At 62.4% G+C, this 11,884-nt stretch carries 9 protein-coding genes and 3 pseudogenes; 8 read left to right on the top strand and 4 right to left on the bottom strand.

Annotated elements, in window-relative coordinates:
* The 5 genes and pseudogenes from JFT80_RS05760 to JFT80_RS05740 form a co-directional block, all read left to right on the top strand.
* The coding region (locus JFT80_RS05760) for a potassium-transporting ATPase subunit KdpA (protein ID WP_201147220.1) at positions 1-369 on the top strand (369 nt) is incomplete at its 5' end.
* Positions 370-379: 10 nt separating this feature from the next.
* Positions 380-2,445, top strand: a pseudogene (gene kdpB, locus JFT80_RS05755) (potassium-transporting ATPase subunit KdpB).
* A 162-nt stretch (positions 2,446-2,607) separates the two neighbouring features.
* A pseudogene (gene kdpC / locus JFT80_RS05750) lies at positions 2,608-3,154 on the top strand (potassium-transporting ATPase subunit KdpC).
* 122 nt (positions 3,155-3,276) lie between these two features.
* Positions 3,277-5,928, top strand: a complete 2,652-nt coding sequence (locus tag JFT80_RS05745; RefSeq protein WP_201147219.1) for a sensor histidine kinase KdpD — start codon at positions 3,277-3,279, stop codon at positions 5,926-5,928.
* A gap of 36 nt (positions 5,929-5,964) precedes the next feature.
* The gene (locus JFT80_RS05740; protein WP_201147223.1) at positions 5,965-6,663 is read left to right on the top strand and encodes a response regulator; all 699 of its coding nucleotides are present in this window, start codon (positions 5,965-5,967) and stop codon (positions 6,661-6,663) included.
* Between the two features lie 143 nt (positions 6,664-6,806).
* Here the strand turns inward: JFT80_RS05740 and JFT80_RS05735 are convergent, their stop codons facing one another.
* Positions 6,807-7,853: a patatin-like phospholipase family protein gene (locus JFT80_RS05735; RefSeq protein WP_201147218.1), complete on the bottom strand. Its 1,047-nt coding sequence runs from the start codon at positions 7,851-7,853 to the stop codon at positions 6,807-6,809.
* Positions 7,854-8,075: 222 nt separating this feature from the next.
* Here JFT80_RS05735 and JFT80_RS05730 point away from each other — a divergent pair, with 222 nt between their 5' ends.
* The 3 genes from JFT80_RS05730 (at position 8,076) to JFT80_RS05720 (ending at position 10,247) form a co-directional block, all read left to right on the top strand.
* Positions 8,076-8,354, top strand: coding sequence for a hypothetical protein (locus JFT80_RS05730; RefSeq protein ID WP_201147217.1), 279 nt, complete (start codon positions 8,076-8,078; stop codon positions 8,352-8,354).
* Between the two features lie 45 nt (positions 8,355-8,399).
* A complete protein-coding gene (locus JFT80_RS05725; protein ID WP_201147216.1) occupies positions 8,400-9,167 on the top strand; it encodes a CHAD domain-containing protein in 768 nt (255 codons plus the stop codon).
* Positions 9,168-9,449: 282 nt separating this feature from the next.
* Positions 9,450-10,247, top strand: coding sequence for an acyl-CoA thioesterase II (locus tag JFT80_RS05720; RefSeq protein WP_201147215.1), 798 nt, complete (start codon positions 9,450-9,452; stop codon positions 10,245-10,247).
* On the opposite strand, the gene JFT80_RS05715 is transcribed toward JFT80_RS05720, so the two are convergent.
* The 3 genes and pseudogenes from JFT80_RS05715 to JFT80_RS25360 all read right to left on the bottom strand — a co-directional run.
* Positions 10,248-10,613: an Mpo1-like protein gene (locus JFT80_RS05715; RefSeq protein WP_045058960.1), complete on the bottom strand. Its 366-nt coding sequence runs from the start codon at positions 10,611-10,613 to the stop codon at positions 10,248-10,250.
* A gap of 132 nt (positions 10,614-10,745) precedes the next feature.
* Positions 10,746-11,501, bottom strand: coding sequence for a methyl-accepting chemotaxis protein (locus JFT80_RS25365; protein WP_374091328.1), 756 nt, complete (start codon positions 11,499-11,501; stop codon positions 10,746-10,748).
* A gap of 114 nt (positions 11,502-11,615) precedes the next feature.
* Positions 11,616-11,768 (bottom strand): annotated as a pseudogene (locus tag JFT80_RS25360) (HAMP domain-containing protein); the annotation flags it as partial.
* Positions 11,769-11,884: the final 116 nt, after the last annotated feature.

Here is an 11,884-nt window from a genome sequence, read left to right as displayed (position 1 = left end):
CTGGTGATCGCTGCCGTGTTCGGGCTGATCTTTAACGCCCAGTTTAACCAGTTGCTCTATGCCTACACCTCGGCCAGCGCCAACAACGGCTCAGCCTTCGCCGGCTTCGGCGCCAACACGCCGTTTCACAACCTGATGCTCGGTCTTGGCATGTTGATCGGTCGCTTCGGCTACATCCTGCCCGTGCTTGCGCTGGCTGGCAGCCTGGCGCTGAAGAAAGCCGCGCCGGTCAGCCCGAACAGCTTCCCCACCCACGGCCCGCTGTTCGTGACCCTGTTGACCGTGACCATTTTGCTGGTGGGTGGCCTGACCTTCCTGCCGACACTGGCGCTCGGCCCGATTGCCGAACATTTAAGTATGGGCTTCTAAGGAATCCATCATGAATATGCACGTTCCTGCATCAAAACCTGCGGTGCCGGCCAAGTCGGCAGAAGCACCGAAAACCGCGATCTCGGCCCTGTGGCGGCCGGCGCTGGTGCAAGCCTTCGTCAAACTCGACCCTCGGCAACTGAAACGTTCGCCAGTGATGCTGGTGGTCGAACTGACAGCGATTTTCACCACCGTGCTGTGCTTCATTCCCGATGCCGATGTGCCAACGTTCGTCGCTGCGCAAATCGCTCTGTGGCTGTGGTTTACCGTGCTGTTCGCCAACTTCGCCGAAGCCTTGGCCGAAGGTCGTGGCAAGGCTCGCGCCGACAGCTTGAAGGCAGGCAGCGAGGGCCTGAGTGCGCGGCGCAAACAGGCCAATGGCAGCTTTCAAATCGTGCCGGCCACCAGCCTGCGCAAAGGCGATGTGGTACGCGTCGAAGCGGGGGAGATGATCCCCGGTGACGGCGAAGTCATCGAAGGCATCGCCGCGGTCAACGAAGCGGCGATTACCGGTGAGTCGGCGCCAGTGATCCGCGAGTCTGGCGGCGACCGTTCGGCGGTCACCGGCAACACGCGACTGGTGTCGGACTGGTTGCTGGTAAAGATCACCGTCAATCCCGGTGAGTCGACGCTGGATCGCATGATCGCCCTGGTCGAAGGCGCCAAACGCCAGAAAACTCCAAACGAAGTCGCCCTCGACATCCTGCTGATCGGCCTGACGCTGATCTTCCTGCTGGTGGTCGTGACCCTGCAACCCTTCGCCCATTTCGCCAATGGCAGCCTGCCGCTGGTGTTCCTCGTGGCGTTATTGGTCACGCTGATTCCGACCACCATTGGCGGTTTGTTGTCCGCCATCGGTATTGCCGGGATGGACCGCCTGGTGCGCTTGAATGTGATCGCCAAGTCCGGTCGCGCCGTGGAAGCGGCGGGGATGTACACGTGCTGTTGCTGGACAAGACCGGCACCATCACGTTCGGCAACCGTCGCTGCACGGCGGTGTATGCGGCACCGGGTGTGAGTGGTCGTGAATTGGCCGAAGGGGCACTGTTCGCGTCGCTGGCCGATGACACCGCTGAAGGCAAGTCTATCGTCGAGTACCTGCGTGGCCTGCATCCGCAGCCTGAGCCGGCGCTGGACGCTCTGACTGCCGTACCGTTCAGCGCTGAAACCCGCCTCTCCGGCGTTGACTATCAGGGCCGCGTTTATCGCAAGGGTGCGGTGGATTCGGTGCTGGCGTTTGTCGGCCTGAAACGCGCCGACCTGGCACCGGCGCTGTCCCGGGAAATCGACAAGATCGCCCAAAGCGGTGGCACGCCGCTGCTGGTGTGTGCCGACGGCAAACTGCTCGGCGCGATCCACCTCAAGGACGTGGTCAAGCCCGGCATCCGCGAGCGTTTTGCCGAACTGCGCAAGCTGGGCATTCGTACGGTGATGGTGACCGGCGACAACCCGCTGACGGCCGCGGCGATTGCAGCTGAAGCAGGCGTCGACGACGTGCTGGCCGAAGCCACGCCAGAGAAAAAACTGGCGCGCATTCGGCACGAGCAGAACGACGGTCGGCTGGTGGCGATGTGCGGCGACGGTGCCAATGATGCCCCGGCCCTGGCCCAGGCTGATGTCGGTATGGCAATGAACGACGGGACCCAGGCGGCACGCGAGGCGGCGAACATGGTCGACCTCGACAGCGACCCGACCAAGCTGCTGGACGTGGTGCAAATCGGCAAGGAATTGCTGGTGACCCGTGGTGCGCTGACAACCTTTTCCATCGCTAATGACGTGGCCAAATACTTCGCGATTCTGCCGGCACTGTTCGCCTCGATCTATCCGCAACTGGGCGTGCTGAACATCATGCACCTGACCAGTCCGCAGAGCGCGATTCTGTCGGCCATCGTCTTTAACGCGTTGATCATTGTCGTGTTGATTCCGTTGGCATTGCGCGGTGTTCGTGTGCAGGCGGCGAGTGCGGCGGCGTTGTTGCGGCGCAATTTGTTGATCTATGGGTTGGGCGGGATTCTGGTGCCGTTTGTGGGGATCAAGGCGATCGATATGTTGCTCACGGCGTTGCATCTGGTTTGACCGCTTGTGTGGGAGCCAGCCTGCTGGCGATGGAAGTTAACGATGACGCGTTCTGTCTGGATGAGCGCGTTGAGCTCAAGTTTTTCGTGAGCAAGCTCGCCCCTACAAGGGCAGTTTGCTCACGAACCACAGAATTTGTTACCGGAATTCGAGGAATCTGAAATGTCCACAATGATCCGCCCGGCCTTGAGCCTGCTTGTTCTCATGACCCTGATCACCGGCGTTGCCTATCCCCTGGTTGTCACCGGTGTGGCCCAGGTCGCATTCCCCAGCCAGGCCAACGGCAGCCTGGTGCAGGACGCCAGTGGCAAGGTGCGTGGCTCTGCACTGATCGCCCAGGATTTCACCGGTGACGCCTGGTTCCATCCACGACCTTCCGCCGGTGCCTTTGCCACGGTTGCCAGTGGTGCCAGCAACTTCGCGCCAAGCAACCCGGCGCTCGCCACCCGGGTGGTCGACGAGGCCAACAAACTGCTGGTGCCCGGCCAGGGACCGGTGCCCTTGGCGCAACTGACCACTTCCGGCAGCGGCCTCGATCCGCACTTGCCTCCTGCGGCAATTGCCTATCAACTGGCGCGAGTTGCGGCAGCGCGAAACTTGCCGGTGACGACGGTTGAGCAATTGATGAATGCGCATATCGAGCAACCGCTGGTGGGGCCCGCCGGTGGTGAATGTGTTGGCGTTGAATATTGCGCTGGAAAAGCTGTAGATCAGAAGATCGCAGGCTGCGCCAGCTCCTACACGAATCGTGACGGCAACACCGTAGGAGCTGCCGAAGGCTGCGATCTTTTCATGGCAACCCCCATTCCAAGTCGAACAAGGCAATAACAGATGAGCAACTCCGGCCGCGCCGACGCACTGCTAGCAGACCTGCCCCGCGATGGCCGTGGCCGGCTGAAGGTTTTCCTCGGTGCCGCCCCCGGTGTCGGCAAGACCTACGCCATGCTTCAGGCCGCCCATACCCAATTGCGCCAAGGCGTGAAAGTCATTGCCGGGGTCGTCGAGACCCATGGCCGCGCCGAGACTGAAGCACTGCTCGGCGGTCTGCCGCAGCAACCCTTGGTGCGCTCGGAATACCGTGGCGTGATGCTCGAAGAAATGGACCTCGATGGCATCCTTGCGGCAAAGCCGAAGCTGGTGCTGGTTGATGAACTGGCCCACAGCAACGCCCCCGGCAGCCGTCACACCAAACGCTGGCAAGATATTCAGGAATTGCTCGCAGCCGGCATCGACGTGTTCACCACGGTTAACGTCCAGCATCTGGAAAGCCTCAATGACCAGGTGCGCGGCATCACCGGCGTGCAGGTCCGCGAGACGTTGCCGGACTGGGTGCTGCAGGAAGCCTATGAACTGCTGCTGATCGACTTGCCGCCGCGGGAATTGCTCGAGCGTCTGCGCGACGGCAAAGTCTATGTGCCGGAGCAGGCACGGGCGGCCATCGATGCATTCTTCACCCAGACCAACCTCACCGCCCTGCGTGAACTGGCCATGCAGACTGCCGCCGCGCAAGTCGACAATGACCTGGCCCAGGGCTATCGCCAACTCGGCCAGGATGCGCCGGCTGTGCGCGGTCGGTTGCTGGTGGGGGTCGATGGCGATGAGCAGGCCGAGCGCCTGGTGCGGCATGCCAGCCGGGTCGCCCAGCGTCGCCACCTGCCGTGGAGCCTGGTGCATGTGGACAACGGCAGCGCGGGCGACGAACAGGCACGCCTGCGCCTGCAAAGCGCGCAACAACTGGCCGAACGCCTCGGCGGCGAAGTGGTTTTACTGCGCGCCGGTGAAGTGGCGAAAACCTTGATTCAACACGCGACTGAACGCCGTGCGAGTCTGGTGTTGGTCGGCCAGTCCCGGCCGAGTTTGCGCCGTCGACTGTTCGGCGGTGGCTTGGCGGCGCGTTTGTTGCGTCAGGCCCATGGCCTGGAAATCAACGTCCTCGACAGCGATCACGCGCAACATTCGCCACGCCCGCGTTCGACCCAGCCACTGGTGTGGTTCGACTATGCGCTGGCGCTGGTCGCGACCGTGCTCGCCACTGCCTTGGCCTGGGCCGTAGCCAGTGTGTTGCCGCTGCCCAACATCTCCCTGGTGTTCCTCGCGGCCGTGCTGCTGGTGGCCGTGCGCAGTAGCCTCGGCCCGGCGCTGGCCTGCGCGGCGCTGTCGTTTCTGACTTACGATTTTCTGTTCATTCCACCGAATTTTTCTTTCAGCATCCAGCGCGAAGAAGACGTGCTGACGCTGCTGTTTTTCCTGTTGATGGCAGCGCTCACCGGCAACCTCGCGGCGCGTCAACGTCGGCAATTGCAGGCGTTGCGCGACACCCAGGAAGAAACCACCGAGCTGCTCGACCTGTCGCGCAAACTCACCGCTGCCACTGATCGCCAGGCGGTAGTCAGCGCGGCGGCGCAGCACCTCAATGGCTGGAGCGACGTACAACTGTGCCTGCTCAATCGCGACGGGCAGGCGGGCTGGAAAGTTGAAACCGGTGGCCCGTTGACCTTCACCGAAGCCGAGCGCGCAGCGGCCGACTGGGCCTGGCAACACGATCAGCCGGCGGGTGCGGGAACCGGGACTTTGCCGATGGGACGCTGGTGGTGGTGGCCGTTGTCGGTCGAGGATGGGCCGTTGGCGCTGCTTGGCGTCTGCGCCAAAGAAGGCCAGACCTTGAGCGGCCAGCGTCGGCGCTTGCTCACCGCGCTGAGCCAGCCACTGGCGCAAGCCCTGGCGCGCGCGCAATTGGCGGATGATCTTGAGGCCGCGCGTCTGCACGGCGAAACCGAACAGTTGCGCAGCGCCTTGCTGGCCTCGGTCTCTCACGATTTGCGCACGCCGCTGACCGCCATGCGCGGCAGCATCGACAGCCTGCTTGCATTGGGCGAGGCGATCCCGCTGGAGGATCGTCGCGAGCTGCTCGAAGGCACCCGCGATGAAGCCGAACGCCTCGACCGCTACATCCAGAACCTGCTCGACATGACGCGTCTCGGCCACGGTGCATTGAAACTGGCGCGTGATTGGGTCTCGCCGGCCGACATCGTCGGCAGTTCGCTCAATCGCCTGCGCGCGGTGCTGGCGCCGTTGCAGGTCAGCACCGACGTGCCGGCCGAGCTGCCGCTGCTGTTCGTTCATGCGGCGCTGATCGAACAGGCGCTGGTCAATGTGCTGGAAAACGCCGCACGTTTTTCACCCGCTCACGGTCGCCTGCAACTGCGCGCCGGGACTGACAACAGTGAGATTTTCTTCTCGGTCAGCGACGAAGGTCCGGGCATTCCCGAAGACGAGCGGGCGAAGATTTTCGACATGTTCTACACCGCCGCGCGCGGTGATCGTGGTGGCCAGGGCACAGGCCTCGGTTTGGCGATTTGTCAGGGGATGGTGGGCGCTCATGGCGGGCGGATCAGTGTCGCGGACGGGATCGAGGGCCGGGGCACCTGCATCACCCTGCATCTGCCACTGCAAGAACAGCCGGACGTTGAAAGTGAAGCCTGATACCCTTTGGATCTCTCTATGCCGCGATCAGAATTCATGAGCCAGACCGCGACCATTTTGGTCATCGACGACGAACCGCAGATCCGCAAGTTCCTGCGCATCAGCCTCGCTTCACAGGGCTATAAAGTGCTCGAGGCCGGCACCGGCGCCGAAGGTCTGGCGCAGGCGGCGCTGAACAAACCCGACTTGCTGGTGCTTGACCTCGGCCTGCCGGACATGGACGGCCAGCAGGTGCTGCGCGAGTTTCGCGAATGGGCCACGGCGCCAGTGCTGGTGCTGTCGGTGCGCGCCAGCGAAGGGCAAAAGGTTGAAGCGCTGGATGGCGGCGCCAATGACTACGTGACCAAGCCGTTCGGCATTCAGGAATTTCTTGCGCGGGTGCGCGCGCTGTTGCGCCAGGCGCCAGCGGGTGAAGCGCAGCAGGCGGCGTTGAGTTTCGGCCCATTGACGGTCGATCTGGCCTATCGGCGGGTATTGCTCGACGGCGTCGAGGTGGCGCTGACCCGCAAGGAGTACGCGGTGCTGGCGCAGTTGGCGCGCCATCCTGGACGGGTGATCACCCAACAACAACTGCTCAAGGACATCTGGGGGCCGACGCACACCGAGGACAGCCATTACTTGCGGATTGTCGTCGGGCACTTGCGTCAGAAGCTGGCGGATGACCCGACGCGGCCACGGTTTATCGTGACGGAGGCGGGAGTCGGCTATCGGTTGCTGGGTGGGGACAGCCTTTAACATTCGTATTGAATGTCCTGGCCCCATCGCGGGCAAGCCTGGCTCCCACAGGTTCGAGGTTGTTCACAAAAATTGTGTATCAACTCATAACCTGTGGGAGCCGGGCTTGCCCGCGATGAGGCCCTGGAATCCTGCACAAGTCTTCAGGGACTGCGACCCTGTTCCTCCTCATACCGATCCAGCGTATCGCGCGCAATTTCCCGCCCCAGCGCGATCAATTCCGGCGCCTTGTAGAACTCGAAGAACCGGCACACCCGCTTCGGCACGTTGATCAGGATATCCGGCGGATACCCGGCGATCTTGTACTGCGCCAACGAGGTCTGCATCACCTCGAAACTCTGGTTGATCAAATCCAGCAACGACGCTGGCCCGACGTTATCGATGATGAACGAGCCCGTAGCGGATTTCGGCGCGCCTTCGCGCTCGGGCGCGGCGGCGGGTTGCTGGGCTTCAGGCTCGGCGCCTTCAAGCCACGGATTGATATCCGCCCCTTGCGCCCTCAGTGCTTCTTTCTCCAGCGCCAGCAATTGCTCGGCCTGCGTGCGTCGGAACGGTAACTTCGACCCCAGCGAATTGATCAGGCTGTCGAAGCGACTTTTGAACGCAGGCGGGCGCGGGATCACCGGCAGCTGATAATGCCGCTGGTTGGTGGAGTTGAGATTGACCGCGATGATCAGGTCGCAATGGCTCGAGACCACCGGCACGATCGGCAGGGGGTTGAGTATCCCGCCGTCGACCAGCATGCGATTGCCTTGCATCACCGGGGTGAACAGGCTGGGGATCGCCGCCGAGGCGCGCATGGCCTGGTGCAGGCAGCCTTCCTGGAACCAGATTTCCTGCTGGTTGGTCAGGTCGGTGGCCACCGCCGTGTAGGGAATGCGCAAGTCTTCGATGTTGATCTCGCCGACGATCTTGCGAATCTGCCCGAAGACCTTTTCGCCACGAATGGCACCCAGGCGAAAACTCACGTCCACCAGCCGCAATACGTCGAGGTAATCGAGACTTTCGATCCAGTGGCGGTATTCATCGAGTTTGCCCGCGGCATAGATCCCGCCGACCACCGCGCCCATCGAACAACCGGCAATGCAGGCGATGTCGTAGCCTCGCCGTTCGATCTCCTCGATGACGCCGATATGGGCATAACCCCGGGCGCCACCTGATCCCAGTACCAGTGCGACACGCTTTTTCATGAATCGCCCTCGTCTGACAAGGTTCAACAATGCACCCAACGAGGGGCGCGCTTCAATCGCCAAGGTCGTTCAGGCAGGCGAAGACGTCGTTTTTTCGACACTCCGTGGCGGCGCAAGGGTATCTTGCTCAGCGCGACAGTTTCAGCAAGGCGCTCAAGGCACTTTTCAAGCGCCAGACCGTCTTACCTGCACGACTGTTAACCTAATTTTGAGGTGTGAGTGATGAAAGCCTGGATCTGTGTGCCGTTGATGGCCCTGGCATTGGCTGGTTGCGCTGGCAAAACCGCTTATCGTGATAGCTGCGGCAGTGGCATCGATGCGGCGTGGCATGAGCTGGACCTGGCCAAGGCGGAAGGGTTTGCCGGCACCGTCAGCTACTCCAAGGCGCTGTCGTTGCTGACCGGTGCGAAGACCCAGCAGCAATTCGAGGCATTCGAAGGCTGCACCAAGAAAGCCGAAAAAGCGCGCTTCTACATTCGTGAGTCACGCGCCGGTCGTTGAGGCATGATGCAAGGCTGAGGCGCCATTGGAAAAAAGGAGCGAGTGATGTCTGCGTTGGTTGACCGCTTGGTGGCTCATGTTCTGAGCATTGAAGTGCGCCTGCTGGCCTGTCAGGCGCGGTTGACGGCGCGCACCGACCCTGAGGCGCTGCACGATTTGCGTACCACGGTGCGGCGCTTGCGCAGTCTGCTGCGGCCGTTGCGCGGCTTGCCCGGTGTCGAGCAACTGGAAGAGGCGGCGTCGGCGGTCGGTCAGTTGACCACGCCGTGGCGCGATCGCGAAGTGCTCGCGGCGTATTTGCTCGAACACCAACAGCCGCAAGCCGCGCAACGGCGTATGGCGCAGATGGCCGAGGCCTATCCGGCGCTGGCAGCGAGTGCCGAAGTGGCTTCGCTGCTGATGATTCTCGACGCTTTTCCACGTTTTCTGCGCGCCTCGCAGCGCCAGGGATTGCTCAATGGCTTGGGCAAACGCATCGAAAAACGTCTCGGCAAACAATGGAAGAAACTCGACCAGGCGTTGCACGATCCCGCCCACGACCGTCATCGCCTGCGCTTGCTGATCAAGCGTGTGCGCTATGGCATCGAGGCCTATCCCGAACTGGACCGCTTGCCCAAGGCCGCACTGCCGCGCCTGAAAGCTGCGCAAGCGGCCCTGGGTGACTGGCACGATTGCTGGCAGTGGCTGGCGCGCGCCGAGCACGAGGCCGATCTGCAACCCTGCATCAGCACCTGGCAAACCACCATGGCCAAGGCCGAAAGCCGCGCCGACCGGGTGCTGGACAAGCTCAGTGGGGACTGCTTCAAGTCCTGACAACCGGCATCGCTACCGCAAGCTGCGACCTTCTGACTCGGCATCCCACCACCCCTCGTAGGAGCTGCCGCAGGCTGCGATCTTTTGACGTTGATCTTTGACGTTGATCTTTGGCGTCATCGCTGTCGCCCAAGATCAGATGATCGCAGCCTGCGGGCGGCAGCTCCTGCGGGATATGCGTGCGTCTCGGCCTATCTGTCGGTGGATTTGTCCGGAATAAGCCCTGTATCGCCTCCCGCGTCTGGTTAACATCCCTGCATCCCCATCTGCTCCGAGGTTTTCATGCGCTTCTCCGATCTGCTTGACGCTGTTCGCAGCCAACCGCTGGAACTGAGTATTCCAGCCGAATGGGCCCAGGGCCGGGCCAGTTTTGGTGGTCTGGTGGCCGCTTTGCAGTACGAAGCTATGCGTGCCCAGGTGCCGGCAGATCGTCCCGTACGCTCGCTGGCGATCACCTTTGTCGGGCCGGTCGAGCCGGATGTACCGGTCAGTTTCGAAGTGGATGTGCTGCGTGAAGGTAAAGCCGTCAGCCAGGTGTTGGGCCGGGCGATGCAAAAAGGCCAGGTGGTGACCTTGGTGCAAGGCAGCTTCGGCGGATCGCGTCCGTCGGAGGTGGCGGTGAGCGCACAACCGGCGCCGGAAATGAAACATTGGGAAAGAATGCCAGGAATTGCCCTATATCAAGGGCATCACGCCGGAATTCATGCGCCACCTGGCCATGCGCTGGAGCGTCGGCGGGCTGCCGTTCACCGGCAATACTTCGCGTCAAATGGGGGATGGGTGCGCTTGCGCGGGGACGTCAAGGAAGAGCCGGTCACCGAGTCGCACATCCTGGCGCTGGTCGATGCCTGGCCTCCTGCCTTGTTGCCGCATCTGAAGAAACCGGCCATGGGCAGCACGCTGACCTGGACCATCGAATTCGTTCAGCCGCTGCTGGAGGTGAGCACGCTGGACTGGTGCAAATACCTGGTTGAAATCGAATACGCGGCGGATGGCTACGGGCATGCGGCTGCCAAGCTGTGGAGCCACGACGGTCAATTGATCGCCATGAGCCGCCAGACCGTGACTATTTTCGCCTGATCAATGCCGGCGGTGGCGCTCACGCCAGGCGCGCCACCAACCGCCGCTGAGCAGGAACCGCGGAAAGGTCACGAACTGCTCGACCAGCAGGCGCGACACGGCGTCCTTGCGACCGCTGAAGGGTTCGGATGCCTGTTTTTCCAGGGTATGCCCATGGCGCTGCAAGCCCAGGGCGGCGAGCAGCCCGACGATGCCGATGGCAAAGTTGACGAAGCTCAAGCCGAACACACCCGTCACGATCAGCAGGAACGCCAGGATAAACAGCGGTACCGCAAGCAAGTGCAACACCAGATTGGTCGGGTGCTGATGATTGTTGGGGTACTCCCGCCATTGCCAGGCGGGAAGGTTGGGATGACGCTTGCCCATGATGCTGATCCTCGATCCGTGTTGAACACATGATTGAAGAATAGGCCTGGGACAGCGCAGCGGCGAATGGAGGTTGGCTATCGGGGTGATAGCGCAAGGTTCAAGATGTGTATTGATCAGGACGTTGGGGACTCAGAGTTTCAACTGCCCAATCGCCTTGCTCAATTCCCCCGCCAACGCCGCCAGTTCATTACTGGTCAGCGCCGAACTCACCGTTTGCTGCACCGTGTTCTCGGTCACATCGCGAATGCTCACCACCGCCCGGTTCATCTCTTCGGCTACCTGGCTCTGCTGCTCGGCGGCCACGGCAATCTGCGTGTTGCTTTCGCGCATCTGTGCCACCGCACTGGTGATCTGCGCCAGCGCCGCGCCCGCTTCCTGCGCCTGCTGTACGCAGTCGTCGGCCTTGAACGAACTTTCCTGCATGAAATCCACCGCATCGCGGGTGCCCGCCTGCAGGGCCGAAACCATACGGGTGATCTCGTCGGTGGAGGCCTGGACGCGCTTGGCCAGGTTGCGCACCTCATCGGCGACGACCGCGAAACCCCGGCCCATCTCTCCGGCCCGGGCCGCTTCGATGGCCGCGTTCAGCGCCAGCAGGTTAGTCTGCTCGGCGATGCTGTGAATCACCCCGACCACGCTGTTGATTTTCTGGCTGTCTTCGGCCAGGCGCTGGATCATCTGGGCCGTTTGCTGCACACCGGACGATAGCCCGGCAATCGACAACTGCACGCGGCTGACCACGGCCTGACCGCTGCCCGCCAGGGTGTCGGCGGTTTGCGACAAGTCGCGGGTGGCGCCGGCGTGCTGGGCGATGTGATAAACCGTCGCGGTCATCTGGTTGATCGCCGTGGCGGCCTGGTCGGTTTCGCTTTGCTGGCCAAGCATGCCGTGGCGCACTTCGTCCATGCTCGAAGCCAGCCGCGCCGCACCGTCATCCAGCTGCCGCGCGGTGCTGGCCACCGTACTGACCACGCGCTGATAACCGGCCTGCATGGCGTTGAACGCATTGGCCATCTGCCCGACTTCATCTTTGCCGGCCAAAGGGACGCGGGCGGAGAGGTCGCCGCTCTTTTCAACGTGCAGCATCACGTCTTTCAACGTATTGAGCTGGCTGAGCAGAAAACGGATCAGCAATTGCGAAGCGCCGAGCATCGCCAGCATCAGAATGAATACCGCCACTGCGTAATTGGCGAAGCGCTCGCTGAAGACTTGCGTCAGGCTCGGGCCATACGCGATCACGGCGACTTGCTGGTCGTCGGCGCGGCTGA

The sequence above is a fragment of the Pseudomonas sp. TH10 genome (assembly GCF_016651255.1).
Classification (GTDB): domain Bacteria; phylum Pseudomonadota; class Gammaproteobacteria; order Pseudomonadales; family Pseudomonadaceae; genus Aquipseudomonas.
Note: the sequence above shows the minus strand (reverse complement) of the source record. Positions and strands in the feature narration are given on the sequence as shown.